The organism is Streptomyces spongiae (genome assembly GCF_009377185.1).
GTDB lineage: Bacteria > Actinomycetota > Actinomycetes > Streptomycetales > Streptomycetaceae > Streptomyces > Streptomyces spongiae.
In genome coordinates, this window is sequence record NZ_VJZC01000084.1 from 1 (window position 1) to 25,464 (window position 25,464).

Annotated in this window: 22 protein-coding genes; 1 reads left to right on the forward strand and 21 read right to left on the reverse strand. The window is 71.7% G+C overall.

The features are described 5' to 3' along the window. The 6 genes from FNH08_RS14900 to FNH08_RS14925 all read right to left on the reverse strand — a co-directional run. The coding region (locus FNH08_RS14900) for a glycosyltransferase family 2 protein (protein ID WP_152771960.1) at positions 1 to 690 on the reverse strand (690 nt) is incomplete at its 3' end. A 154-nt stretch (positions 691 to 844) separates the two neighbouring features. After that, on the reverse strand, positions 845 to 2,572 hold the full coding sequence (locus FNH08_RS14905; protein ID WP_322724519.1) for a hypothetical protein: 1,728 nt from the start codon (positions 2,570 to 2,572) through the stop codon (positions 845 to 847). 83 nt (positions 2,573 to 2,655) lie between these two features. Next, positions 2,656 to 3,267: a hypothetical protein gene (locus FNH08_RS14910; RefSeq protein WP_322724521.1), complete on the reverse strand. Its 612-nt coding sequence runs from the start codon at positions 3,265 to 3,267 to the stop codon at positions 2,656 to 2,658. Continuing rightward, complete coding sequence (locus FNH08_RS14915) at positions 3,264 to 4,133, reverse strand: carbohydrate ABC transporter permease (RefSeq protein ID WP_152771961.1); 870 nt, start codon at positions 4,131 to 4,133, stop codon at positions 3,264 to 3,266. The genes FNH08_RS14910 and FNH08_RS14915 overlap by 4 nt, the downstream gene beginning before the upstream one ends. Beyond that, the gene (locus FNH08_RS14920) at positions 4,130 to 5,068 is read right to left on the reverse strand and encodes a carbohydrate ABC transporter permease (RefSeq protein ID WP_152771962.1); all 939 of its coding nucleotides are present in this window, start codon (positions 5,066 to 5,068) and stop codon (positions 4,130 to 4,132) included. Before FNH08_RS14920 ends, FNH08_RS14915 begins: the two co-directional genes overlap by 4 nt. Then, positions 5,065 to 6,360 carry an ABC transporter substrate-binding protein gene (locus FNH08_RS14925; protein WP_152771963.1) on the reverse strand — a complete coding sequence of 432 codons (1,296 nt, stop codon included), beginning with the start codon at positions 6,358 to 6,360 and terminating at the stop codon, positions 5,065 to 5,067. Before FNH08_RS14925 ends, FNH08_RS14920 begins: the two co-directional genes overlap by 4 nt. Before the next feature lie 66 nt (positions 6,361 to 6,426). Between FNH08_RS14925 and FNH08_RS14930 the strand changes: the two genes are divergently transcribed. Next, on the forward strand, positions 6,427 to 7,782 hold the full coding sequence (locus FNH08_RS14930) for a Gfo/Idh/MocA family protein (protein WP_152771964.1): 1,356 nt from the start codon (positions 6,427 to 6,429) through the stop codon (positions 7,780 to 7,782). Positions 7,783 to 7,838: 56 nt separating this feature from the next. Here FNH08_RS14930 and FNH08_RS14935 read toward each other — a convergent pair whose 3' ends face one another. From FNH08_RS14935 to FNH08_RS15005, 15 genes are all read right to left on the reverse strand, one after another. Continuing rightward, the gene (locus tag FNH08_RS14935) at positions 7,839 to 9,557 is read right to left on the reverse strand and encodes a hypothetical protein (RefSeq protein ID WP_152771965.1); all 1,719 of its coding nucleotides are present in this window, start codon (positions 9,555 to 9,557) and stop codon (positions 7,839 to 7,841) included. Positions 9,558 to 9,560: 3 nt separating this feature from the next. Then, on the reverse strand, positions 9,561 to 10,298 hold the full coding sequence (locus FNH08_RS14940) for a hypothetical protein (RefSeq protein ID WP_152771966.1): 738 nt from the start codon (positions 10,296 to 10,298) through the stop codon (positions 9,561 to 9,563). Further along, entirely contained in the window at positions 10,288 to 10,566 is a 279-nt protein-coding gene (locus tag FNH08_RS14945) for a hypothetical protein (protein WP_152771967.1), read from the reverse strand. Before FNH08_RS14945 ends, FNH08_RS14940 begins: the two co-directional genes overlap by 11 nt. Before the next feature lie 12 nt (positions 10,567 to 10,578). Continuing rightward, positions 10,579 to 11,355 carry a molecular chaperone DnaJ gene (locus FNH08_RS14950; RefSeq protein ID WP_152771968.1) on the reverse strand — a complete coding sequence of 259 codons (777 nt, stop codon included), beginning with the start codon at positions 11,353 to 11,355 and terminating at the stop codon, positions 10,579 to 10,581. After that, a complete protein-coding gene (locus FNH08_RS53525; protein WP_322724524.1) occupies positions 11,355 to 12,569 on the reverse strand; it encodes an AAA family ATPase in 1,215 nt (404 codons plus the stop codon). Before FNH08_RS53525 ends, FNH08_RS14950 begins: the two co-directional genes overlap by 1 nt. Beyond that, positions 12,566 to 14,668 (reverse strand): ATP-binding protein, encoded by a 2,103-nt coding sequence (locus FNH08_RS14960; protein WP_152771969.1) that lies wholly within the window; start codon positions 14,666 to 14,668, stop codon positions 12,566 to 12,568. The genes FNH08_RS53525 and FNH08_RS14960 overlap by 4 nt, the downstream gene beginning before the upstream one ends. Continuing rightward, a complete protein-coding gene (locus FNH08_RS14965; RefSeq protein WP_152771970.1) occupies positions 14,665 to 15,633 on the reverse strand; it encodes a hypothetical protein in 969 nt (322 codons plus the stop codon). Before FNH08_RS14965 ends, FNH08_RS14960 begins: the two co-directional genes overlap by 4 nt. Next, positions 15,630 to 16,646: a JAB N-terminal domain-containing protein gene (locus FNH08_RS14970; protein ID WP_152771971.1), complete on the reverse strand. Its 1,017-nt coding sequence runs from the start codon at positions 16,644 to 16,646 to the stop codon at positions 15,630 to 15,632. Before FNH08_RS14970 ends, FNH08_RS14965 begins: the two co-directional genes overlap by 4 nt. Continuing rightward, positions 16,643 to 18,142 (reverse strand): hypothetical protein, encoded by a 1,500-nt coding sequence (locus FNH08_RS14975; protein ID WP_152771972.1) that lies wholly within the window; start codon positions 18,140 to 18,142, stop codon positions 16,643 to 16,645. Before FNH08_RS14975 ends, FNH08_RS14970 begins: the two co-directional genes overlap by 4 nt. Continuing rightward, complete coding sequence (locus FNH08_RS14980; protein WP_322724527.1) at positions 18,121 to 19,224, reverse strand: ThiF family adenylyltransferase; 1,104 nt, start codon at positions 19,222 to 19,224, stop codon at positions 18,121 to 18,123. Before FNH08_RS14980 ends, FNH08_RS14975 begins: the two co-directional genes overlap by 22 nt. Then, on the reverse strand, positions 19,221 to 19,871 hold the full coding sequence (locus FNH08_RS14985; protein ID WP_152771973.1) for a hypothetical protein: 651 nt from the start codon (positions 19,869 to 19,871) through the stop codon (positions 19,221 to 19,223). The genes FNH08_RS14980 and FNH08_RS14985 overlap by 4 nt, the downstream gene beginning before the upstream one ends. Beyond that, on the reverse strand, positions 19,862 to 20,071 hold the full coding sequence (locus tag FNH08_RS14990) for a radical SAM-modified peptide, FtsH ternary system-associated (protein WP_152771974.1): 210 nt from the start codon (positions 20,069 to 20,071) through the stop codon (positions 19,862 to 19,864). The genes FNH08_RS14985 and FNH08_RS14990 overlap by 10 nt, the downstream gene beginning before the upstream one ends. After that, on the reverse strand, positions 20,064 to 21,191 hold the full coding sequence (locus FNH08_RS14995) for a radical SAM protein (protein ID WP_322724529.1): 1,128 nt from the start codon (positions 21,189 to 21,191) through the stop codon (positions 20,064 to 20,066). Before FNH08_RS14995 ends, FNH08_RS14990 begins: the two co-directional genes overlap by 8 nt. Next, the gene (locus FNH08_RS15000) at positions 21,188 to 24,649 is read right to left on the reverse strand and encodes a hypothetical protein (protein ID WP_322724531.1); all 3,462 of its coding nucleotides are present in this window, start codon (positions 24,647 to 24,649) and stop codon (positions 21,188 to 21,190) included. The genes FNH08_RS14995 and FNH08_RS15000 overlap by 4 nt, the downstream gene beginning before the upstream one ends. Beyond that, positions 24,583 to 25,464 (reverse strand): CHAT domain-containing protein (locus FNH08_RS15005; protein WP_152771976.1); only part of this gene is annotated, 882 nt, incomplete at its 5' end. The genes FNH08_RS15000 and FNH08_RS15005, both read right to left, overlap by 67 nt.

A 25,464-nucleotide genomic window follows, 5' to 3' on the forward strand; every position in this document is an offset into this window, starting at 1 on the left:
CCGCCACCCCGCCCCGTGCAGCCGCAGCATCAACGCGTCGTCGGCGTTGCCGCGCTGGGCCCGTACCGACGCCCACCGGCCGGTGGGCCGCACGGGAAGCCGGGTACCGCGCCCGCCCCGCCGGACACGCCACCCCGCGTCCAGGACGCGCAGCGCGAGGTCCGTGTCCTCGCGGTGGGCGTACCGGAAACGCTCGTCGAAGCCACCGACCTGTTTGAGGACGTCCGTGCGGTACGCCATGTCGGCGGTGCTCCACCGAGCCCGCGCCACCCCCGCCGTGGACCGCTCCCAGTGCGTGGGGCGGCGCTCCGCCGGCAACGGCACGGTGATCACACCCTGCACCCCGGCGGTGTCGGGCGACGCCTCCTCCAGGTCCGCGGCCACCTGCTCGCACCAGTGGGGTCCGACCTGTACGTCGTCGTCGAGGAAGACCACCCACGGCGACGTGACCCGCCACAGCCCGGAGTTCCGGGCGGCGGCGGGCCCGTGGCCACCGGCGCTCACGATCGTCGTACGGTCCCGCAGGTTCCCGAGCACGCTCAACGGGTGCGCCAGCGGCCCGGGCACGGCCCGGTCGTCGACGAGCACGATCTCGGCGGGCGCCGGCCCGATCGCGGCGGCGAGCGCGGCGAGGCAGTCGGCGAGCGTGTCCCGGACGAGCGTCGGGATCACCACGGCGTAGGGGGTCATCGCGGGGCTCCGTCCCGGACGGCGTAGGGGGACCCTGGGCTCACACGGGTCGCCCCGCCGGGGCCGCCTCAAACACCGTGAGCCCGTTCACCCGCGAATTTCCCACCTCGTCGCCCTCTGTGACACCGACACCACTCCACGCCCCCGGAGGCCCTCAGCGCAGCCCGAGCCGGTACGACAGCGGCGACCTGCCGGTGATCAGTACGCGGACTCCGTCCGGGGTGTTCGAACCGTTCATCCACGAGTACCGCTCCCCCGCGTCCACGACCGCCGGCTGCCGTCCGCCCTTGCCGTTGCCGGGGCCGAAGGTGATGCGGTCGTCACCGACGGCGTACGAGGCCTCGCCTGCGACGAGCTGGTGGGTGTCCGAGGACCCGCTCACCGGTTCCAGTCCGTCCCCGCTCAGCGTGCCGCCGCGCCGGAAGCACAGCTCCAGGGCGAACGGGCACGCGGCACCGGACAGCTCGACGTCCAGGTCCCACGCTCCGTCCCCGGCCTCCTTCACGAGGATCTCCGTACGGAGCGTGCGGTAGTCCTTCGGCCGGTGCGGGAAGTCCATCGCGGACAAGAAGCGGCCGTCGTCGGTGAGGGGGTAGGCGCCGTCCTCACGCCGGTGCTGCCGGGGCAGCGGATGGTGGAAGGCACCCCGCATCTCCGCGTACAGCCGCCACCCCTCGTCGGTGCGCTCCAGGCCCTCCGACCGGAAGTGCCCGAGCGAGAAGAACTGCGGGGCGAGCCGCACCGAGTCCAGGACGGCAGCGCCCTTGCGCATCTTGAAGAAGGTGGGATTGCTGGACAACCCGGAGGAGATCGCGCGCACGTCCGGGAAGTCCGTGCCGCCGAAGATGCTCGTGGTGCGCGCACCCCGGCGCACGCGCACCAGCCCGCAGCTCGCGTCGTGGTGCTCGAAGTCCGTCGGCAGGTCGGCGGCCTCGGGGAGCCGCCGGGCCAGCTCGGGCTGGTCGAGGACCTGGGCGAGCCGGTCGCCCAGCGGGGTCTCTCCCATGGTCTGTCCGGCGCCCCGCTCCCGCAGCAGCCGCGCCACCGCGGCGAACCGCCCGTCGCCGTACCGGATCGCCAGTTCCCGGTACTGCATCCAGAACTCGGGCAGGTACCGCAGCGTCGTCTGGTCCTGGCGCCGCGAGTGGACCGACTCCACCTCGCCGTTGGGCTCGATCACGTACAGCGTGGCGGCGAGGTTCGCGCGCACGGTGTCGTAGAGGTCGGTCCGCCCGTGGTGCCGGGCCAGCACGAGCAGCGCGGGATTGGTGACGACCGCCGAGTACGTGGGACTGCGCTCGCTGTACTCGCCGCCGGGCAGCTGGTCGATGCCCTCGGCCAGCCAGGCGTCGATCCGCTCGCGGTACGAGGGGTGCGGCCATCTGCGGTGGATGCGGGCGAGGGCCGCGCACACCAGCCAGCGGTGGTTGGCGGTGTGCAGTCCGCCGGTCGCGAGCGCGGGGCCGGCGGCGCGCAGGATCCGTTCGATCGCCTTGCGCAGGGCGGCTGTCGACCGGTGGCCGTCCTCGTGCAGCAGGTGGTGGGTGATGTTCAGGTCGACGACGGAGAACGCGGTGTCCGGCGGCGAGCCGTCCGTGCCGTGGTCCCACAGGCCGTCCTCCTGCTCGTCCGCCAGCGCGTCGGCGAGCTCCGCCATGGGCGCGAGGAGTTCGGCCGAGTGGTGGTACGCCGAGTCCTCGTGGACGTGGACGGAGGTGAGCGTGCGGAGCGCGCGGGCCGTGGAGCGGGCCCGGCCCTTCTCCCGCAGCTCGGTGATGTGCGCCGGGTAGCCGGTGAGGAGCGCGGCGGCGCGGGCGTCGGCCGCCGTGGTGAGGAACTCCAGGAAGTCGGCGTCCAGTCGGGATTCCGGGGCGTCGGCCACGCTGGGGGTCCTCTCTGGGACCTTCGTCGTCCCTACGGTGGTGGCAGTGGTGGCGGTCGAGGCGAGGAAGGCCCGTCGGCCCATCACGTGGTCTCCCGCGGGTTCGCCCCAGTGTCCCGTACGTGGACGGCGGTCAGCGCCATGGCCAGCGGGCCCGGCGCCAGGAACAGCAACGGCGGCAGTGCCCACGCGCACAGCGCGGCCGCCGCCAGGGCGAGCAGGACGAGTCCGCTGCCCCCCACGTCCCGTACGGTGTCGCGGGCCGCCTCCCGTACGGCGGCGGGCCAGTCGGTGACCGACTCGGGGCGGCCGCAGGCGCGCAGACCGACCACGACGGCGGTCGCGCTGATGGCCGCGGCGACGACCGCGAAGGCCGGGGCGCCCGGCAGCCCGACGCGCGCGAGCGCCAGGTCGCCGAGGGCCAGCAGCACGCCCGCCAGGGCGACGGCCCCGGCGGCCAGGTCGCCCAGGCGCAGCCGCCGCCTCAGCAGCGCGACGTACCGCCCGGCGGTGGCGGGCCGGTCCTCGCGTACGCCCCGTAGCACCGCGCACGCCGTGGACAGGGCGGCGGGCGCGGTCACCAGCGGCAGACAGGCCACGGCCGTGGCGAGCCCGACGCTCAGCACGTCCGCGAACAGCGTCATGCGCGGCCCGAAGATCTCGCCCGCCTCACGGGTCGTCCGCACCCCGCTCACCCCTTGATCCCGGAGTTCGCCATGCCCTCGACCAGGAACCGCTGGAAGGCGAGGAAGAACAGCACGATCGGCAGCAACGCGATCACCGACATCGCGAACATCGGGCCGAAGGCCGACGTGCTCGACGCGTCCACGAACGACCTCAGCGCCAGCGTCAGCGTGAACTTCTCCGGCGAGAAGAGGTAGATCAGCTGGGTGAAGAAGTCGTTCCAGGTCCAGATGAAGGTGAAGATCGCCGTGGTGATCAACGCGGGCCTGGTCAGCGGCAGGATGACGCTGAAGAAACTGCGGAACGGCCCGCACCCGTCGATCCGCGCCGCCTCCTCCAGCTCACGCGGCAGCCCGCGCATGAACTGCACGATGAGGAAGACGAAGAAGGCCTCCGTGGCGAGGAACTTCGGCAGGATCAGCGGCCAGTACGTGTTCACCATGCCGAGCTGGTTGAAGATGATGTACTGCGGGATCAGCACGGCGTGGTGCGGCAGCATGATCGTCGCGATCATGAACGCGAAGAGCGGTCCCCGGAAGCGGAACCGCAGCCGGGCGAAGGCGTACGCGGCGAGGGAACAGCTGATGACGTTTCCGATGACGGCGCCGCCCGCGATGAGCAGCGAGTTGGTGAGCAGCTGGGTGACGGAGACGTCGTTGACGCCGTCCAGCGCTGTCTTGTAGTTCGACCACTCCAGTTTGCTGGGCAGCAGGTCGAGGCTGGCGATGACCTCGGTCGCGGGCTTGAGGGAGGTCGCGAGCAGCCAGGCCAGCGGGTACAGCATGACGAGGAGCGCGGCCAGGCATCCGGCGTGCAGGGCGACACGACGCCAGGCGATCGGCTTACGGACAGCGGGAGTTGACGTCGTGGTGGTCATCGGTCCCCCTCGGAGGCGTAGAAGACCCAGGAGCGCGAGGTGCGGAACAGCACCGCGGTGATGGCGCCGATGGCGATCAGCAGCACCCAGGCCATGGCGGAGGCGTAGCCCATGTGGGAGGCGACGAAGCCGCGGTCGTAGAGGTAGAGGGTGTAGAAGAGCGTGGAGTCGGCGGGCCCGCCCTTGCCGGCGCTGACCGCGAAGGCGGGGGTGAAGACCTGGAAGGCCTGGATGGTCTGGAGCACCAGGTTGAAGAAGATCACCGGGGACAGCATGGGCACGGTGATGGAGAGGAACTGACGCCAACGGCTCGCCCCGTCCACCTCGGCGGCCTCGTACAACTCGCCCGGGATCTGCTGGAGTCCGGCGAGGAAGATCACCATCGGTGCGCCGAACTGCCACACCGTCAGCAGGGCGACCGCGAACAGCGCCCAGCCGGGCTTGTTGACCCAGCCGCCGGTGCCGAAGAGGTTGTCGACCGTGCCGCCGTCGTTGAAGATCGCCCGCCAGACCAGGGCGATGGACATCGAGGCGCCGAGGAGGGAGGGCGCGTAGAAGGCGGAGCGGTAGAAGGCCCTGCCGTGCTTCATGTTCTTCAGGGCGAGGGCGACGACGAGCGCGAGGGCCAGTTGCAGGGGCACGGCGATGACGACGTACATGAGCGTCGCGCCCACGGACCGCCAGTACCGCGGGTCCTCGGTGAACATCTGCGTGTAGTTGCGCAGGCCCACCCAGTTGGGCGAGTTGAACAGGTCGTAGTCGGTGAAGGAGAGGTAGAACGAGACGGCCATGGGCAGCAGCGTCAGCACACAGGCGCCGAGCACCCAGGGCGAGAGGAACACCCAGGCGGCACCCTCGCGTTGGCGCCGCGGCGGCTTCTTCGGCACCTCGACCCGCCGTGGTTCTGCCGCTGTCGGCAGTTGCGTGGTGGTCATGACCTCAGCTCCGCCTTCGCCTCGGTGATGTAGTTCTCGGCCGCCTCGCGGGGCGACATGCGCTCGTACGACACCTGGTCGTAGTCGCGCTGGAAGGTGGTCTGCAGCGCGCTGTCGCCCGAAGGGGGCGCCTGGGGCGGAGCGTTGAGCTTGCCTTCGACGGAGGCCTGGAAGTCGTAGACGGTCTTGTCGAAGTCCTTGAGCTCGGGGGCGATCGCGTCCCGGAGGGTCTCGTTGACGGGGATGCCTCGGGTGGCGCCGAGGATCTTCGCGGCCTCCGCGTCGTTCAGCATGAAGTCGACGAGCCGCACGGACTCCTTGGGATGACTCGCGTCAGCGGCGACACCCATGAACATCGAGGGCTTGAAGTACTGGCCCGGTGTGCCGTCCTCGCCGGCGGGCATCGGAGCGAGGGTCACCCCGCTGGGGATGATCGCGAGGTAACCGCTGGAGGGCGCGTCCCAGTTGGTGTCGGAGAGGGCCGTGCCGCGTCCGAGCGGGGTGTTCTCGACGGTGCCGTCGATCTGGGTGGTCTGCTCGGCCGAGGAGACGGCGCCTTCGCGGCGGAGCTTGTCGGTGAAGGTCCACCAGCGGGCCAGGTCGTCGGCGGTGAAGCCGAGTTTCCGGTCCTTCGTGTAGAGGGCCTTGCCCTGGCCGCGCAGCCAGATCTCGAAGGCGTCCTCGCTCTGTCCCGGGTCGGTGGCACCGGGCTTGCCGGTCTTCTCGGCGAGGGCACGCATGGCGTCGGCCCATTCGCTCCAGGTCCATCCCTGGCGGGGCGGTTCGACGCCGCTGGCCTTCCACTGCTCGGTGTCGTAGACGACGGTCTCGGTGCCGCGGGCCTGCGGGATCGCGTACTGCTTGCCGTCCACTTTGCCGGTGGCGAGGAGCCCCTTGTCGAACTCGCCGGTGTCCAGCGCTCCTTGCTGCTTCGCGAAGTCCATGAGGACGCCGCCGGAGGCGTACTGGTCGATCATGCGGTAGTCGAGCTGCATGACGTCGGGGGCGTCGCCACCGGCGGCCTGGGTGGCGAGCTTCTGCTTGTAGGCGTCGTATCCGGAGAACGAGGTCTGCACCTCGATTCCGGGGTTCTTCTTCTCGAAGAGGTCGACGGCCTCCTGGGTCCTGGCCGCTCGGTCCGGGTTCCCCCACCAGGTGTAGCGCAGCACGACCTTGCCGCCGACGCTGCTCGATCCGTCCCCTTCTGAACACCCGGCCAGCACCGCGCAGAGCGCGAGTGCCGTGGCCGCGGCTCGGGACCTCCAGGACATCCTTGTCCTGTTTCCGGGCATGAATGGGTCACCCCTTACGGTAGAAAGCGCTTCCACCACGCCCGCACGACCCTAGGGAAGGTCCGGATGTCACAACAAGCCCCCTGCACCGCATCCCCACGCAACCGCCGCGCCGCCGTGGTCGGTCTGGGTGCCCGCGCCCAGCTCTTCACCGATGCCCTGGCGGGCCCCTACGCGGACCGGATCGAGCTGGTGGGCTTCTGTGACGTCAACTCCCACCGCATGGCCGTCCACAACGACTGGCTGGCGGCGGCGCACCCGGGCCGTACTCCCGTACCGGCGTACGCGGCCGAGGACTTCGACGAGATGCTGCGCCGCGAACGCGTCGACCTCGTCGTCGTCACCACCGTGGACCGCACCCACGACGACTACATCGTGCGCGCTCTGGAGGCGGGCTGCGACGTGGTCACCGAGAAGCCCATGACCACGGACGCCGACAAGGCCCGCCGCATCCTGGAAGCACAGCGCCGCACGGGCCACGAGGTCCGGGTCGCCTTCAACTACCGCTACAACCCGGCACATTCAGCCGTACGGGAACTCATCGCGGCCGGGGAGATCGGCGAGATCGGCTCCGTGCACTTCGAGTGGCTGCTCGACCTGCGCCACGGCGCCGACTACTTCCGCCGCTGGCACCGCGACAAGGCCAACTCCGGCGGCCTGATGGTCCACAAATCCACCCACCACTTCGACCTCGTCAACTGGTGGCTCGACAGCCGACCCGAGACGGTCTACGCCCAGGGCGGCCTCTTCTTCTACGGCGACGAAGCCGGCGGACGCCGCGGTCTCGCCCGGAACTACGCCCGGGCCCACGGCTCCCCGGCGGCCCAGGACGACCCCTTCGCCGTCCACCTGACCGACTCCTCCGTCCTCACCTCGCTGTACCTGGACGCCGAACACGAAGACGGCTACCACCGCGACCAGAACGTCTTCGCCCCCGGGGTCACCATCGAGGACGACATGGCGGTGCTGGTCCGTTACGCGTCCGGCGCGACACTGACGTACCACCTCACCGCGTACGCCCCCTGGGAGGGCTACCGCATCGCCTTCAACGGCAGCGAAGGCCGCATCGAACTGCTCGTCGAGGAATCGACATGGACCCGCCCCCGGGCACGGACGAACGGCTCCGACCCCGTCCTGCACGGCACGGAGGTCGGTGACGAGGCGGGGCGGACGGAGCTGCTGGTACGGCGCTTCTGGGAGCCGCCGCGCGAGATCAAGGTCGCCACGGGTGAGGGCGGGCACGGGGGCGGCGACGTACGGATGCTGGCCGACCTGTTCGGCGAACGGCCGACCGCGCCCGACCCGCTGCGCCGCGCGGCGGACGGGGTGGCCGGGGCGCGGTCACTGGTGACGGGGCTGGCGGCGAACCGGTCGTTCGGGACGGGGATGCCGGTGGTGGTGCGGGAGGTGCTGGACGTCTGAGGGGCACGGCGGGCGATCCGCCGGTGTCCTGACGGCTCGCCGCCCCGCCGCCCCCGTCATCCGCGCTGTTGGGCGGCGCGCTCCAGAAGCCGTGCCGCCTCCCGGGGATTGCGGTGACGCAGGTGGATGTCCGCCGCGTGTTCCAGTTCACCGGCCAGTTCGGCGTCGTATGCCTCGTCGCGCCACGTGCGCGGCAGGCTTCGGTCGCGACGCAGCACTCCGTCCAGCACGCGACGCCGCTCCGGCGACGGCCGTGCGGGGGGCGGTGTCACGAGGTCGGCCACGGCGGCCAGCCCGTCCTCCGCCTCGCCCGGCAGTTGTACGTCGACTTCCGGGAGCGGTCCCGCCCACAGGTCCCAGACCGGTCGGCGACGCGTGAGGTCGAAGACCAGGGTTCGGTCCGCCAGCAGGACGACGGCTGTGCCCGGATCGGCGGGGAACAGCCGTGTGCGGGCGGTCGGCGGAAGTAGCGGCTGCGTGCGGTGGCCCAGCGGCAGGAACAGGTTTCCCGGCCCGAGGCAGTACAACGGGTCTCCCACCGGGAGCTGTTCGAGTACGCCACCGGGCGCCGTGAGCAGATGCCGGTCACGTCCCGCGGTCAGCAGGGCGGAGTCGGCGAGCGGGCGGCCCGCGAGCAGTGCGGGGAGCAGATCGCGGTCGCCGGTGTCCAGGAGGACGGCGTCGACCGCTGCGTGCGGGGTGCGGTCGCGGACCAGGGTCAGTGGTGTCGGCTCCGGGGGGAGCGCCGCTTCGCGCCCTCCGGTCGGATCCTGCGTGGCATTCGTCAGCGCGTGGTCCTCGGACAGGGTCACCAGCGCGGCTCCGTCACAGAAGTCACCGAGCGGCCGCACGCGCGCACACCCGTGGACGCTGTCCGCGAGCAGCCAGACGTCACCGCCCGCCAGTTCCTCCAGCCGACGGTCGGCCAGCGGTGCGCTCCTGCGGTGCTGTACCAGCAGGAACTCCCCACCACGGCGGCACACCAGGGTGTAGGGGTCGCGCTCCAGGGCCGCCACCAGCGACGCCGGGACAGGTGACTCGTCGGCGGCGGTCAGCCGCACTTCATGGGTGACGATCGTTTCCTGGTCCGGCGACGGCCCGTCACCGGGGCGCTCCCCGTTCCCCGGAGAGCGGACCCCGTTCTCCGGGGAGCGGAAGAGCGGCGCCAGCCCTACGGTCCGGTATCGCGTCGTCAGCCCGATGTCGAGGGCTCGGCGTATCACCGCGGAGACCCGTGGACCGGGCATCAGCAGCACGGCCTCCCGCAGCGGGGCGGGAGCCACGGTCCGCAGGCCGGCGGCACGCATCAGGTCGAGCGGTGTCACGGCGACCAACGCGCTCAGCGGTACCGCCTGCCCCGGAAGGTTGTCTGCGGCCGGCGCCCTGCCCCAGCCCCGGTCGCGCACGAACGCGCCGTCCGCCTCGACGTAGACACGGCCTCCGGACGCGCTGGTCATCTCCCGTACCGCTTCGAGGGAGAGCTCCACCACGACCCACCAGTCGTGCTGCTCCGGTCCGCGGAAGCATCCCGCCCCACCGCCGCTGTCGGTGAGCGGCATCTGGCCGGCGAGGGTGAGGGCCGCGGAGGCCGTGCGGAAGCGGCCGGCCACGCGCACGGGCGGTGCGGGCCTGCGTCTCCGGGACCGCGGAACCTCGACGGCGCGCAGGGGCACGGGGGGCGCGGCCGGTTCCCCGTCCTCGACGGGTTGGATGCCGCCGATCGGCGGACGCTGCTCCGGGAATCGGGGCGTCGAGCCCCTTCTGCGACGTGCCATGGATCATCCCGAGTGTTCGGGCCGCTGGAACCGGCCCTGTGCGGAGAGGGGAACGCCTTCGAGTACGGATCCGAGGGTGCCGAGAGCGTGGGTGGACGGAATCGACAGCTCCGTGCCCTGCACGCGGCGCGCCCACTCCTGCCAGCGCTGGGCGGCGCCCAGCCGATAGCCCCGGACCGACGCGGCGAACAGCAACGCGACCTGGTCGTGCCGTCCGGCGCACTCGGCGACGGCCACCGCCCACTCCTCGGCGAACCGGTCGTAGGCGGCCTCCGGCTCGGAGAGCACCGCGCTCACCTCGGCGAGCAGGGGCAGGATCGCCCGGGTGCTGCCGCCCTCCGCGAGGTCGCACCGGGCCACGACCAGTCGGTACCGCAGTGTCAGGGCACGGAGTGAGGACGGGCTGTCGTCCCGCCGCGGTGCGGGCCGATGCGGCAGCGTAAAGGGGGAGACGTGCCCGTCCCCCAACGGGTCCTGTTCGGCGGCCGCTTCCAGATGCGCGACCATTCCCCTGGCCTTGGCGGGACTCGCGAGGTGGTGGACCGCGATCCAACCCGCGATCTCGAGCACGCCGGCCTGCTCGTACTCCCCCACCGCTCCCTCGTGGTCGCCCATCCCCACCAGCAGATCCGCCGCCTGCCGATGCGCACCCGCCGCCCGGTAGCAGCGCAGCGCGTCCAGCGGCAGGCCGGCCTCCTCGTATGCCTGGCCGGCGCGGACGTAGAGGCGACTACCGGTCATGAAGCTGCTCGCGCTGCGGGGTGCTGGGGGTCGCGGGGGTTTCGGCGGTCTCCGGGGTCCCGTGCTCACGAACCGGCGCCCGGTCCCCGCCGGGGTGCACCTCCTCGACCAGGGCGCCGTTCTCCACCACACCGGCGACGTCGACGGCCGCTCGGTGGTGCCGGGCGTCGTGGTCGGCCAGGGCGGGACCCTCGCGCAGGTCCTCCACCTGGAAGAGCTCCACCTCCCCCGTGTCGGCGCGGTAGCGGAACCTGACCCGGACTCGCATGATGTCCCTCCCTCATACCCTCAGGTCGAATTCGATCTCGAGCACGCCGTCCGTCTCACTGACGTTCAGCCGCTCGGCGCCCCTTTGCCGGGCGTAGGCGAGCAGGGCGTCCCGGTAGGCCTCGGCGAGGGCCCGGTGGAAGAGGTTGCGCCCCTCGACGCCCACGGCGAACAGGGAATCCTCCGCCGCGGCCCGCAGTTCGGCCGTCCGCGCGTCGGCCGCGGCCGCGTAGGCCCGGTCCGCGCGGGCGGCGGCCTGCTGGTCCAGTGCCTCGCCTTCGCGGTCCTCCGCCCGCCTTCGTTCCTCGTCCATACGACGCCCGCGTGCGGCGGCGAACGCGCGCTCCAGGTCCTCGTGGGCGTCCCGGGTGGCGTCCTCCTCGGTGCGGCCGCCCCAGTTGTCGTCGTAGTACATGCCCTCGCCCTCCGCCTCGACGGTGTCGTGCACCTCCGCCCGTACGGAGGTGGCGGCCTCACCGGACGCGGTCACCGTGGCGGTCACCCGGGCGGAGATCTCCAGTTCCCGGGTGGCCGGGTCATAGACGACGGAGCCGCCGTGCAGGTCATGGCGGAAGAGCCCGTCCTCATCCTGTTCCCAGCCCGGTGTCCGGGCGAGCACGGCGGGCAGCGCCGCGAGGGCGGGGGCGCCGACGCTCTCGCCGAGCGGTTCGCGGATCCGGGCCTCGCCCTGTGCCTCGCCCGTGCGGGTCACCCGGCGGCGGATCTCCTGCTCCCAGGCATGGGCGAGTTCTCGGGTGGCGCGGACCCGGACTCGTCGGGGATTGCACATCAGTAAAGCCCTTCGTCGCCGTACAACTCGCGGAACAGTTCGACGGTCGTGCGTTGTTCGCGCTGCACCGTGCGCAGCGCTTCGTGTTCGGCGGGGTGGTCACGGCGCAGCTCCGCGGCGAGCCGCTGGGTCCGCCGCATGAGTTCGTGGAGCTGCTCGCGCGAGTCGGCCTGGTCCCTGCGGGCGACGATCTCCTGGAGGTCGACCTGGAGGATCTCGAAGAGCTCGCGGATGCGGACACCGGTCTCCTGGACCGGGACTCCGTGGTCCGCGACGATCCGCCGGATCGACGGTTCGTCGCGCGGATCGGTCCACAGGTGGACGAGGTGCGCGAGGTCGGAGACCGCCGCCCGGCCGCGGCCGGCGAGAAGCGCGGAGGCCGCGAACACCTTCTGCGCACGGACGGCACGCCGGTCGGAGAAGGCGATGCCCTCGGCCCGGAAGTCCTGGAGGATCCTGGTGTAGCCGCGACGGATGTCCGACACGTCGACGTCGGCCACCGCCCGCTGCAGGGTGCGCAGATCGTGAGGGGAGACGCTCACCCTCGTGCGGTCCTCCTCGGTGAGCCGGCCGTCCCCTTCACCGAGCGGGTCGCGTGCGATGCGTCCCTGCTCGTTCCTCCAGCCCAGGGTCAGTACGTCGTCGACCTCGTCGTCCTTCACGTAGTCGAGGGTGCAGCGCAGCAGGAAGCGGTCACTGAACGCGGCGAGCACCGGGTCGGCGGGGATCTCGTTGGAGGAGCCGACCAGGGTGATCAGAGGGGTGCGGACGATCTTGCGGCCGGTGTGGAAGGTGCGCTCGTTGATGAGGGTGAGCAGAGTGTTGAGGATGGCGGAGCTGCCCTGGAACACCTCGTCGAGGAAGGCCATCCGGGCCTCGGGAAGCATGCCTTCGGTGTTGACCTCGAAGACGCTCTCCTGTTGGAACCGCTCGATGTTGAGAGGACCGAACAGTTCGGCGGGCTCGGTGAAGCGGGTCAGCAGATAGTGGAACGGCCGGGTGTCCAGCATCTGGCAGAACCGGTCGAGGAGTCCTGTCTTGGCCGTGCCGGGTGGTCCGATGACCAGGATGTGTTCCTGGCAGAGGGAGGCGAGACCCAGCAGGTCGACGACCTCGTCCCGGCCGACGAAGTGCTGTTTGAGCTCGTCGAGGCGGTTGGTGTAGCCGAGGGCGAGGAGTCGGACGGCCTGGTCGATGTCCGTTTCGGTGGTCACGGTGCGGGTTCCTCCTCCGCGGTGTCCTCGGGGGCGTCCTCCCCGACCTGTACGACACCGGCGGACGCGCTCCCTCCCCCGGTGATCAGCAGGGAGAGTCCTCGCCGGGCGCCCTCCGGGGGGCTTCCGACCGGCTGGGCCTTGTCGAGTTCGCGCTGTTGCCGGGCCAGGCGCAGCTGGCCGATGAGTTCGCCCAGGCGCCGTGCGTCCGGCGCGCGACGGCCGGGGCCCACCAGCTGGTCGGCCCGGGCGTCGCGGAACAGCGAGCGGATCTCGTCGCCGTTCATGCCCTCGGTGGCCCGTGCGATGGCGTCCAGGAGGACGTCGGTCGCGGAGATCTCGAAGTGGCGCGCGTGCACGGCCGCGATCGCGCGGCGGGCCTCCTCGTCCGGCAGGTCGATCTTGACGGGCCTGAAGCGGCTGGGGCGCAGCAGGGCGTCGTCGATCAGGTCGATGCGGTTGGTGGTTCCGATGATGAGGACGGGCACGTCGGGGCGGAAGCCGTCGAGTTCGGTGAGGAGCTGCGCCACGATCGCGTTGCCGGCCCGGCTGCCGCCGTCCTCGCGACCGCTGCGGCGGGCGGCGATGGAGTCGAACTCGTCGAACACCAGCACCGCGGGCGCGTTGCGGCGGGCCTCCGCGAAGATCTCCCGGATCTTGCGCTCGCTCTCACCGACGTACATGTCGGTGACCTCGGGGCCCGAGACGACCTGGATGGTGCCGCCCAGCATGCTGGCGACGGCCTTGGCGAACAGTGTCTTCCCGGTACCGGGGGGCCCGTGGAAGATGAAGCCACGCGGCACCAGGTCATGGGCGAGCTGCGGGGACAGACCGTACCGGTCGGAGACGGCCCCGCCGATGATCTCCACCGCCCTTGTCAGCTCCTGCTTGACGTCGTGGTATCCGCCGATCTGCGACAGGGGTACGTTCGGGATCTCGAAGGAGCTGGACGTGCGCGCCTTGAACATGCGCAGCTCGTGCAGCAGGTCGTCGAAACGCGGCCTGTCCTTCTCCGGCGCCCCGTTCTCGTCCTGGTGGGTGCCGCGGCGCCGGCCGCGGGCGAAGTGAAGCGCGTGGCGCAGCCTCACCGGGTTCATGCCGGCGACGTGTTTGTAGAGCTCGACGGCCTCGAACCCCTCGAAGAGTTCGGCCTCGTCCCGCGTGACCAGCGCCTGTCCGATGGGAGCCGTCCCCTCTCCCGCGACGGGCACCAGCCTGGGCAGGATGTCCATCGCGAGGCGGACGTCGAAGCGGTTGGCCAGTACTTCGGGGATCACCAGGGAGGGGTCCGTGAAGGCCAGCAGGACGGTACCGCTGCGTTCGTAGACGACGTCCGTCAGTTCCCGGGCCTCGCCGCTGAGGGCGGCGTCGCTGCCGCCGGCCAGCAGATCCAGGTGCGGGATGACGACGACGTCTCCGGACTGCGCCTGGGCCACCTCGGTCTGCAGCGATGTCATCAGCGCCGCGCGCCGGTCCGGGGCGAGCTGCCGTATCGGGTCGGGGGTGCCCGAACCGCCGCCGGCCACACGCACCATGCGCCGGGGCCGTCCGGAGCGGCCGGCGATCTCTCCGGCGAGATGCTCGACGAGGAGTTTCTCGCAACGGACCAGGACGGACAGGCCGCTGGCGAGATAGGTGGCGGCCGTGTTGATGTCGATGTCGTGGGCCGCCAGGACGGCCTGCCGTTCGCTGAGCCGTTCAGGATGTCCGGCGGCGGGCAGGGGGGCCTCGTCGGGCGGCCCGGAGTCCGCGGTGCCGGACGGGGCCGATGTGTCGTCGCCCTCGTGTTCGCCCGAACTGTCGCCACCGGCCGCCCCGTTGGGTGCCCCGGTGCCGCCGAGGCCGGACAGAGCGCTGCCGGGTACGAGGTACAGGGGCCGGGTCGGGTCCGGTTCGGCCACCGAGGTGATGACCAGTGAGGTGAGCTTGAGGCGGAGCAGTTCCGGACGGATCGGCTCCAGGCTCAGGGCGGGGTATTCGTCGAGGAGTTCGCCCAGGGTCAGGTCCGGGGCGTCGAGCGCGGCCATGAGGTGCCGGGACTCGAATCCCCGTGGATCGACGGGAGCGAAGGTGAGAGTTCGTCTGCGCGGTGGAGTCATGCGGTTCCTGCCCTGGAGAGGCCGTACTGGTGGACGAGACGGATGGCCTGCTCGTAGCCCTTGAGGAGCGGCCGGGCGCGGGCGAGGTCGGTTCCGTCGCGCCGCTTGGTGGCGAGCGGCGCCCAGAACCGGGCCGTGGCCAGGGCCAGGTGGTCCGCCGGACCGTCCAGCATCAGACTCTTGGCGGCCGTGCGCAGCCGGGTGTCCCACTGGTCCGCGTGGCGCAGACGGGCCGCGGTGCACACGTCCAGGATCAGTTCGGGGTCCTGTTCGTCGAGCTGGGTGACGAGTTCGGTACGCCACTTCAGCACGGCAGGATCGGGGGACCAGCGGGACAGAGCGCCGATGAGCATCTCCCGGCCGCGCGCCCGAGTCAGGAGCAGGGCCGCCGTGCCGCGTTCCGCCGCGGTCAGGCCGCCTCTGAGTCTGCGGTGGGACGGGCGGTGCAGTACGGCGGTGAGCGGCGAGAGTCCCAGCAGGGTCTCCTCGATCGGCGCGCTGTCCGTCGGCGGGCCGTCCACCGCGTGCACCGCGCCGGTGGCCGGTGCGGGCGTGGCCCGCCGGGCGGCACCGTTTCCGGGCCCCAGCGCGAGCACCGCCGGTGCCACCACGGCGTGCCGGGCCAGGGCGTCGTACCACCTGGCCGTGTGCGGGGAGCGCCGGGACGGGAACCGTCGGCCCGCGGCCTCGGCCAGTGCCCGCGCGGCGGCCGGCTGCCCCCTGCCACCGATGGCGGCGGCCAGCAGCAGGGCACCGGTACCGACGGTGGGGTTCCGCTCTCCGAGCGGTGGATTCCCGGCGCCGAGCCGTGCGGCCATGGTGCGGGCGGTCTCGGCGAGCCGGGAGCGCACGGGTTCCCCCGGGTCCCGCAGGCCGGTGACGTCCCACAGCGGGCCGTGGGGTGGCTGCCCCTGCGGCGCCGCCGTCCAGGTCAGTACGCGCAGTGCGGTCGTCTCGGCGTTCATCGGCGTGCCACCCAGTACGGTGCCTGCCTCATCTCGCGGCCGTCGGCGTGGTAGAAGCGCAGCATCCGCCCGCCGTCCGCGGAGATGTTGACGAGTGCCGCCACCTGCCACGCCTGGTGGAAGGTCGAGGTGTGCAGATCGACGTCGATGGAGGACAGTCCTATCGCGCTGGTGGCCTGGAAGAGGTGGGTGTGGTACCAGCCGAGCAGTTGTTCGTCGCGGCCGCGGGAGGCGAGGAGTGCGCTGATGCGCAGGAAGCTCTCGCCGGTGAACGTGAAGTGGAACATGGACGCACCGGTGCGCTCGGCGGGAAGTGCCGCGTTCACACGCACGAGATGCCCCTCGGGGCGGTGCTGGTCGCGGTAGACGTGTCCGGCGAGAAAGCCTCCTTCCTCGACCTCCGACGAGAAGGGCAGCTCACCGACGAGCTCCCGCACGACCGAGGGTGCGACGACCACCCCGATGCGCGACGTCTCGTCCTGCTCTTCCTGGGGCTTCGGCTCGTCGACGCCGAGTGACGCCAGGTCCGCGTGGGGCGGTTCGGGACTGCGAACCTCCTCCACGTGGAAGAGCCGGGCCCCGCGTCCGCCGCGCGAGATGTCGACCTGGTTCACGACGTCCGGAACGGGCCGTACCAGAGCGATCCGGTCAAGCCCCGGGCCGCGCACCCCGAATCCCCAGTGGGACTCCTGCGGCCCGCGGTCGACCAGCAGTTGCTGCAGCGGACGAGCGATGATCTCCCGTACGGAGTGGGGGTGCTGGTACACCACGGTGCCGTTGTGGAGGATGCGCACCTGGACGTATCCGTGGCTGCTGCGCAGGTTGACCAGCGAGGGCGGGCCGGAGAGCCTGCGGCTGTCGGCCACGGGGAGGAACAGCAGCTCGAACCGGGTACCCGCCAGGGACTGGCCGATCAGTGGCTCGAAGACCCGGCGCAGCAGCGGCAGCAGGGGCACCTGCCCCGCGCTCACGTAGTCGTCGCTGCGGAACAGCTCGACCTGGAGGGTCGTCATGTCCCGTCGACCGCTTCCACCACGTTGCGGTACTGGACGCGGCGGCCTCGTACTCGGTGTTCGGGGAAGCCGCCGATGTCCGCGATGCTCCGTCTGCCCTCCTCGCTCCTGGCCCACCGCGCCGCCAGAGGATCGAAGAAGTTGGTGTGCGTGGCGAACTCTCCGCGCGCGTCGATGGGACCGTCCTCCACTTCGATGCCGTAGTTGCGGTAGGCCGCGATGTCGATCAGGACCCGGCACACGTCCCCGAAGTCCAGTGACGGGACGTAGGACTCGGCGAGGTCTCCGAGGCATACGGCGCCCCGGCTCTTCGGGTGGGCGCGGAACAGCTCGCAGTCGTAGTTGGGGAAGACGTTCGGGTGGAAGAGGGGTGTCTCCCAGAAGACGTACGGCGCGGTGTCCGGGAACTCCGGCCCGAGCTGGATCAGGACCGCGTGCCGGTCGACGCGAACAGGGCCGCCGCCGCGCGCCGCCGGCGGCCCGAAGCTGGGCCGGTCGAAGCGCAGTTGGTACTCCGTGGGCAGGGTCGTCGAGTTGACCCGTATCTCCAGGACGGTGTTCTGCTCGGCGAAGCGGAGGATCTGGTTGCGTACCCGGTAGAGGGCGTCCTGCCGCCCCAGCGGGTGGGTCGCCCCCGCGGTCGCCTCGAAACCGACGTGCATCCTGTCGCCGTCGCGCACGCCTTCCTCGTCCAGTGTGTTGTCGGGATTCAGTCTGCGGCGCACGCCTCCCGGGCCGTCGTGGTCGATGACGGTGGGCACGCTGGTGTCCATCCCCGGGTACTGCTCGACGATCCCGGCCGCGACGTTGCCGACGGTCTGCGCGGCCGGGGCGTCGGTGATCCGCCACTGGCGGCCGTCGGGGCCCTGGACGTAGAGGAGGTTCAGGAGGTGGTCGGGCCGGCCCGGCGGGACGACGGTCCAGCCGAGGTCGGTGCGCTCCAGTTGTCCGCGCAGCGCGGACGGGTCGGTCTCGGAGACCTGGTACGAGACCGCGTGCGCCGTGGACCACACCTCCGTGGGGTCCTGTCCCGCCTCGGCCAGCAGGTGCCACGCGGCCTGACGGGTCTCCTCGTTCTCGGCGCGCACGATGACGTGGCAGGTCGGGGTGGTGTCCGCCGGTTCGGTTCCCGCCTCGTCGGGCGCCGCCTCCACCAGGCCGTACTGTTCGGCGAGGTCGAGCAGGTCGGGGTGGGAGCCGTACGTCTGGAGGGCCGTTTCGAGTGTCTGGCGGTAGGGCGCGGCCACCGCTCCCTGGTCCATCTGGAAGAAGATCTCGTTCCAGAAGTTGATGGAGCTGGTGAACTGCGGCACCTGGCTCGACGGGAAGCCGATGCTGTCCAGCAGCAGTCTGGCCGCGTCCATGTTCCGGTAGATGACGGAGACCACTTGCAGCAGCAGCCTGCGGTCCTCGGTCGTGATCGGTATGTCCTGGGCGCGCGCCCGTCCCGACCGTCCCCGCCTCGGCGGCCGACTCATCTCTCCAGACGTCGCCATGCGTATCCCCCCTCCGGCCGGCGGACCGACAGGATCTCCTCCGGAGCGATGCCCAGTGCGTCGAGCCGCGCGTCCTGGTCCGCCATGCGCAGCCGCTGGCTGTATCCGGGCCTGACCAGACAGCCACACTGATGACATGACAAATCATCAATATCCAGTGGAGTACTGTTTATTCGCCTTTTTTCAGCATAATGGCCGCATGAGGGGCAGGCCCTGGTTACGACGAACTCGGTCCAGGAAAGGGGCTCCTCGTCCGGCTCCAGCAGGGTGAGCAGTTCGCCCACGGTGGCCCGGCAGGAGACGGACAGCGTTCCGACGGGTTCGCCGAGCGGACGATGCCGGGGACAGTCCGGGTCGCGCCGTACGGCCACCGGTGTGCTCACGCCCGTGGGTGCGTCCACCCTGAGCAGGGAGTACGGCACCGGAAGGCCGAGGAGGACGCGCAGCGCCGCCAGCGACATCCAGGACGCGATCAGCGCGGTGGAGGCGATCGAGGACGCGGCGGGGCCCGCCTCGGCGAGGTCCTGGCAGCTCCACGGCTGGTCGCCCGTGGACCGGTCCCCGGCCGGGAGCGCACAGCTGTAGCAGGGTTCATCCGCCGTCCGGCGCAGGCGCACCTCACCGCCCCAGGGTTCTGTGCCGCCGTCGATCAGCGTCGCGTCCACGAGCGCGCAGCGGCCGAGGAGCCGAAGCCTGGCCCCGCGGGAGTCGAGGCAGCCGAGCACGACATCGGCGTCGGCGAGCTCACCGAGGCCGACTCCGGTGACCAGGTCGGCGGTGCGCGACTCGGCGCGGCCGCCGGGGTGCAGCCCGCGCAGCGCCCGGGAGACGGCCTCCGCCTTGGAGCGGCCCACGTCGCCGTCTCCCACCAGTGCCATGCGGCTGAGGTTGGACGGTGCCACGGTGTCGGGGTCACAGAGAATGAGCCGTCCGACACCGGCCAGGGCGAGGTTCTTGGCCACCTCGCTGCCCAGCGCGCCCACTCCGACCACGACGACGGTCGCCTTCTCCAGCCGTCGCTGGTCCCATCCCGAGATCCGGCGCTGCCGGTCGAAGCGGTCCCCTCCGCCGTCCGCGTTCACGTCCGACGGTCCCTCACCCGGGCAAGCGTCACCGGGCACACCGTGACCGTGCCGTCGGGACGCCAGCGTTCCCAGCAGGAGAGTCCCGCCGCCGGGTCCCGGTGGACCGCGGCTCCGCAGGCCCGCTCGTCGGGCCGGCACGGGCACACGATCACGTACTCCCCAGCCCGGAAGGTGTGGCCGCAGTAGAGGCAGACCGGTGCGCGCAACCCCGTTTGGGGGTTCGGCAGCCGCCAGTCACCCGGCGGGATCCGGAGCAGTGGCACCGGGGGCGGCCAGGCGGCGAGCAGTCCCTCCGAGAAGGCGGTGGTCTCCGCGTCGCCGTCCCCCGATCCGGCTGCGCTGTCCCGCTCCCGCGGCACCGCGCAGTGCAGCGCCGGATCGAGGTGCGTCACGGTGCGGGAGGCACGGTCGACCCGTACGCGGTCCCCCCTGCGGAAACTGTGGCCGCAGACCGTGCACAGGCGGTGGTTCCACCACGAGGACAGACCGGTCACCACGGGGGTGTCCGGGTCCGTGTCCTCCTCGGCGGGCCGTGGGTCGTATCCCGCCTCGATACCGAGCAGCATCTCGAACTCCTCGGCGGACGTGGTGGCCCTGTCCGTGTCGCCGGTCGTCCGGCCGGCGTTCGGGTCGTCTAGCCGCACAGCATCTGTTCCATCTCGGGCGCGTCCATCGCGGCGAGAACGGCCTCCACGGCGGCCGGGCGCATCCCGTCGCCCAGGATCTGGACACCGGACCCGGTCACGGTGATCCGCAGCCGCACCAGGTCGCCGTGCGGATGGTCCGCGTACTCCTCGGCGTCGATCAGGTCGGGCAGCGCCTCCACGAAGACATGGTCAGTCATCGTTCCTCCCCCAGCGTCCGGGTACCGGATGAGCGCACCGCGCGCACGCGTCCGAGCTCATCTCGTTCAGGGTCGTGCTCCACAGCCCGCGTCGTACGAGGGGTGATCGGCAGGACGGACAGCGGGTGGTCCGCCCTTCCTCCCCCAGGGCCCGCTCCACGTACACATGGAGCAGCCCGGCCTCCTCGCCGATGTCCCGGCCCGTACGCAGCGCCGAGGGCGCGGTCGGGGACTCGGCCGTCATCCTGAAGTCCGGTGTGAAACGCAGCAGATGCCACGGCAGTGCGGGATCGACCGCGGCCAGCGTCCTCGCGATGGCGCCGAGTTGGCCCGGCTCGTCGCTCACCCCGGGAACGAGCGGTGTGCTCACCTCCACCCAGACGCCCTCCTCGCGGAAGAGCTCCACCGCGTCGAGCACGGGCCTCAGCGGAGCTCCGGTGAGTCGGAGATGGGCTGCTTCGTCGGCGGCCTTGACGTCGATGTTGACCGCCAGCAGGACGGGCGCGACCCGGCGGATGGCGTGCCGGGTCAGGAATCCGTTGCTCTTCCACACGATCGGCACACCGAGGGGCTCGGCTTCCTCCGCCAGGGCCAGGGTCAGCTCGGGGGCGAGCCCGGGTTCGGAGTACGACAGTCCGAGTGCGGCTCCCTCCTCGGCCGCCCGTGCGGCCAGGGCCGCTGCGTCGGCGGGGGCGCCCCGCCAGGACGAGCCGTCGGCGCGCCCGTACTGGGAGAGCCGGTGGTTGACGCAGTAGTCGCAGCGGAACGTGCAGCCGGGTCCGGCGACCGTCAGCACCCGTGAGCCGGGGCGCACGTGGTACAGCGGCTTGCGTTCGACGGCGTCCAGATGGGTGGCCGCGGCCGTGAAGGTGGCGGTCTCCAGGACACCTGACCGGTTGCGGCGCACCCGGCACACTCCGGTACGGCCGTCGGCCAGGTCGCACCGGAAGGGACAGAGCGTGCAGCGTACTCGGCCGTTCCCGGACGGCTCGGCGAAGAGGGCGGGCCGCCACACGGGGCGCGCCTCGTCCGCACCGTGCCGGCTCGTCATCGTCGGGTCCATCGCTATCGTCGGGTCCATCGCTGCCGTCTCCTCCTCCCCCGTCGTCGCGTCCGTCACCGGTACCGCCTCTCCTCGGCCGTGAGCAGTTCCCCGACGACCGACACCAGCCGGTCCGCGGGCGGGTCGGGGGGCAGGACGTGGTGGTGACCGTTCGACGGGCGCACGGCGGGCGGTTCTCCGGGCTGGCAGGTGGTGACCAGGCGCAGGTGTGGCACGGGGTCCGGTAGCGGTGCGTGCTGATGGGTGAGCAGGACGACTGGACGGTGCAGGCCCCGGGCCGTGTCCAGCGCCACGGGCAGCGTGCGGTCCGGTGGATGCAGCGTCCGGGCCGTCCACAGTTCGATCAGCTGCGCCGGTCCGGTGAGTTCCACCACCTCCGCGGGCTTCCCGGCCGTCACCAGCAACGGGTGTTCGCCCTGCTGCCACAGGGACAGCGTCACGAGGTGCCCGACCATCCGCAGCAGCCCCTCGGCGCGGCCGAAGACGGGCGGCGTGGTGTCGAGGACGAGGGTCACGGGCGTCGGCCGGGGCGGAACGAAGGCGGAGTGCTGGCGGTACAGCAACTCATTGGTCACCTGACGCACCATCAGAATATCTTTGGGTAAGGCGAGCTGCGTGTGGAGCAGACGGTCCGGCAGTCCATGGCGGCTCACTCCGACCGCACCGGGAACGTGGGTGGACGTGCCGACGCGCGTGGTCATCCGACCGTGCTCCAGTGAAGCCGCGGCGAGCAGCCTGAGTCCCTCCGCGCCGAGCGGAGGCAGCTCGTGCTCCCGGCCGATCAGCCGCAGGACCAGGCCGGGGTCGGCGGCGGCGACGTCCGGCCCCAACAGCGTGAGCATCGCCACCGTCCGTTCACCGACCCGGTCCGCCGTGGCGGCGACCTCCCCCGGAGCGGGGCCCGGTGGCGGCTCACTGGGCGCGGCCACCGGGGGCACCGCACGGAACGCCGCCCTCCACTGGGCCGGCCCACTGCCCTCGGGCGGCACCCACACCTCCCTCTGGTCGGCGTCCGCGAGCAGCAGCCCCGCCAACGCGACCCGGGACCGCGCGGGCCACTCCAGCTCCCGGAGCCTGCGTACTCCCGGGTTGTCACGCAGCGCGCCCAGCCGGTCGTCGTGCAGGTGTCGGTCCCGGGTGGTCGCCGTGAGGGTGAGCATGTCCTCCAGGAGGCCCAGCGGCTGCCACATCCCGGCCTGGCCGAGGGCGAAGAGTCCGGGCATGGCGACGCTTCGGACGTCGGTGGCTACGGCGGTGCGGGCGGCGGCGGTGCCGGCCATCCGGAACGGGGGAGCGGGGGTTCCCTCTTCCCTTGGTGCGACGAGCAGTTCGTACGTCATCCACCCGGAGCTGCCGCCGACGGCGAGCCAGACGCGTTCGTCCGGGCCGACGGCCAGGGCGACGGAGGCGAGTCGGCCGACGGGGGCGTGTGCCTCGAACAACAAGTTCCGGTACGGCCAGTCCCAGACGAGGACGCGTCCGCCGGAGAGGCCGGCGGCGAGCAGGCGGCCGTCGTGAGGGAGGCGGGCCCAGTCGACGGATCTCACCTGGCCGCTGACCGAGATGATCGGTGCCGCGTTCTCCCAGAGGGTTCCGTCCCACGACTCCCAGACGCCCAAGTAGTCCGTACCGCCTGCGGCGAGCAGTGCGCTGACGCCGGGCCGGGCGGTGAAGGCCATACCGTGTGCGGCATCCGGTGTCGGGAGGTCCGCGAGCAGCGAGCCGTCGGCCACCAGGTAGATGTGGACAGCGCGACTGGTGGCGGCAGCCAGCACCGTGGGCAGGATGGGGCCGGTCCCGGCCCCCAACGCGACCGCCGTGGTGGGAGAGCCTGAGGGCTGTGTCACCGGGGGCTCCGTGAGCGTTCCATTCGCAGAGAGTTCGCCGATGTGGACGCCGTGCTTCTCGCCTGCTGTCGCGACAAGGACGTGTCCCTGACCGGACTCCACGAGTGCGACGCTCCGGACCGTCTGCTCGCCATGGCGGAAAAGCCCGCGGGGGTGGTTCTCGTCTTCCGAGAACACCCACGTTCTGCCGGGCGCACCGACCGCGGAGACCACCGTGCCGTCGGGCATCCGCAGGACGGCGGCAGGCTGCTCATCATGCCCCCGCCTCACCGCCAGCAGCCGCGCCGGTCCCTCCTGCGACACGTCCCACCCGACGGCCTGGGTCGGTGCCGGCCCCGCGCTGACCACGTCGCCGCCCGTCACCACCACGGAACTGCTTCTCGCGGTCGCCCTGGGCGTCGTCCTGTGCTCCAACAGGTCAGTGGGGCAATGGACCTCCCAGATTTGTACGTCGCCGTCCAGGCAGCCCACGGCCAGCATCGCGACGTCGGCCGCGCGGGCCGGGCCCCAGGCGAGGAAGTTGGCCGCGACGGCCGTCTCGATCTCGCTGACGCACTGGTCGTTGCCGCTCCAGATCCGCACCACGCCGTCACTGCCCGCGCTGCCCAGCAGGATCGTGTGGGGCATCCGAAGCCAGGACACGGAAAGGACGCCCTCCGCGTGTCCGGTGAAGGACGCCGCCTGCCAGGCCGGCATCGGGGGGACGTTCGTAAGCGGGTCGCCCCGGTGCCAGGCTCTGAAACGACGGTCGTCCACGTTCCAGGTCGTGATCCGCCCGCCGTCCTCCGGCCACCCGGCCGCGACGATCAGCGATCCGTCCTCTCGCTCCACCACGCCGGTGGACATGATGACCGGGGCACGGCCGGTCAACCCGCGAACGCCGCTCGGCATCCCCAGCTCCCCCAGCACTACCCCGGCGCGGCCATCGAGGAGCACGGCATGCACGCCTCCCCGCCCGACGGCCAGGACGTGTCTTCCGTCGCCGAGCCGGCGGTGGCTCAGGGAAGGGAACCCACCCCGCCCCAAGTCCACCGAGTACTGGAGCCGCCACGTGTGCGGCTCCCAGGCACGGACGACACCATCGCTGTCGATGGCGACGAGCAGGATGTCGTCGAAGTCCTGCAGGCACACCACGCCAACGACAGGTTCGGGTCCGATCTGCAGGGAGTCCAGCAACACGCCCGTCGAGGCGTTCCACACGCTTAGGACCCCGTCCGCGCCGACGGTCACGAGACGCAGGTCCCCGGAGTCCGGCGAGACGTACCAGTCGAGGTCACTGACGGCTTCCCCCGGACCAGTGTCGGGACGATCCGTACGGTGCCTGAAAGCCCTGACCGTCTCACCCGTGACCGGATCCCAGACCCGCACGGTTCCGTCAGCGCTCCCGGTCGCCAACAGGGGAGCACCGAGTCCCTCGGGCGACCACGCCATCGCCATGTACGGCAGTGGATCGTGTCCCTTGAGTACATGTCTCCTGTGGGCGGTTACCCCACCCCTCACACGAGGTGCCGCCGGAGCCTCCGGCACCTCCCCCGGATCGCGCCCCGCCGACCGCGCGTGGGCCGCCGCCCACGCCGCGAGCCCCGCGTCGACGCCGCCGGTCACGGGGCACCCCCTCGCGGGCCCGGTTCGGGCCAGACGATCAGGCCGTCCTCCAGGGACCGGCACAGGTCGTCGTCCAGCGCGGTGTGCCGCGCGGCCAGTATCGCGGCGGACACCAGGCACGGGGCCGTGCGCAGCTCGCGGTAGAGGTGGCCGGCGAAGACCACGGCGCATTCGTCGTCGAGCACGCCCGTGTGGGCGACGCCTTCGGCCGCGAGTCCGCGCAGGGGGCCGAGCGTCAGGTCTCCGTGGCAGCTGCCGAGCACGAGACCACGCAGCCGTACACCGCCATGGTCACGGTAGGCGGTCAGGGTGCGGGCCAGTTCGTCGGCGGGGACGCGCTGTTCCTCACCCGTCGGGTCCTCGAAGAGCAGGTCGCCGCCGTCGCCGTGGCACGCGAGGTGCAGTACGTCGGCAGGTCGGTCGAGGAGCCTGCGCAGATCGGTCACGGCCGCCGCAGGGCGGAAGTCCACCTCCAGGTGGCCGAGTTCGGCGGCTGCCATGATCATCCGCAGCTCGCGGTCGGCGCGCAGCCGCCGCAGGCCGTGGGGTTGCGCGCCGACCACCAGGACGCGCAGGTCCCCGCGCCCGCCGAGCGGGTCCTGGCAGCCGTCCACGGCGCGCGAGAAGACCTCGTTCGCGGGCAGCCGGGCGGCCGCCGCCCGTATCAACCGGCATCTGCCGTCGGGGACCTGACCCAGTGCGACGGCCTCGGCGACCATGCTCCAGAAGTCCGTGGCCGAGACACCGAAGGCGCTGGGGAGGGTTTCCGGCGGGAACTCGGCCTCCAGGAGCAGGCCACGCGCGGGCGGACCGGGCGCGAACGCCTTGGCCAGCGCGGTGATCTCGTCCTGCCGCAGTGGTTCCCCCATACCCTGTCT

Coding starts and splice junctions, on each gene's coding strand:
- FNH08_RS14915 (WP_152771961.1), bottom strand. CDS start 4,133: ATGACCACCACGACGTCAACTCCCGCTGTCCGTAAGCCGATCGCCTGG.
- FNH08_RS14920 (WP_152771962.1), bottom strand. CDS start 5,068: ATGACCACCACGCAACTGCCGACAGCGGCAGAACCACGGCGGGTCGAG.
- FNH08_RS14925 (WP_152771963.1), bottom strand. CDS start 6,360: ATGCCCGGAAACAGGACAAGGATGTCCTGGAGGTCCCGAGCCGCGGCC.
- FNH08_RS14930 (WP_152771964.1), top strand. CDS start 6,427: ATGTCACAACAAGCCCCCTGCACCGCATCCCCACGCAACCGCCGCGCC.
- FNH08_RS14935 (WP_152771965.1), bottom strand. CDS start 9,557: ATGGCACGTCGCAGAAGGGGCTCGACGCCCCGATTCCCGGAGCAGCGT.
- FNH08_RS14940 (WP_152771966.1), bottom strand. CDS start 10,298: ATGACCGGTAGTCGCCTCTACGTCCGCGCCGGCCAGGCATACGAGGAG.
- FNH08_RS14945 (WP_152771967.1), bottom strand. CDS start 10,566: ATGCGAGTCCGGGTCAGGTTCCGCTACCGCGCCGACACGGGGGAGGTG.
- FNH08_RS14950 (WP_152771968.1), bottom strand. CDS start 11,355: ATGTGCAATCCCCGACGAGTCCGGGTCCGCGCCACCCGAGAACTCGCC.
- FNH08_RS14960 (WP_152771969.1), bottom strand. CDS start 14,668: ATGACTCCACCGCGCAGACGAACTCTCACCTTCGCTCCCGTCGATCCA.
- FNH08_RS14965 (WP_152771970.1), bottom strand. CDS start 15,633: ATGAACGCCGAGACGACCGCACTGCGCGTACTGACCTGGACGGCGGCG.
- FNH08_RS14970 (WP_152771971.1), bottom strand. CDS start 16,646: ATGACGACCCTCCAGGTCGAGCTGTTCCGCAGCGACGACTACGTGAGC.
- FNH08_RS14975 (WP_152771972.1), bottom strand. CDS start 18,142: ATGGCGACGTCTGGAGAGATGAGTCGGCCGCCGAGGCGGGGACGGTCG.
- FNH08_RS14990 (WP_152771974.1), bottom strand. CDS start 20,071: ATGACTGACCATGTCTTCGTGGAGGCGCTGCCCGACCTGATCGACGCC.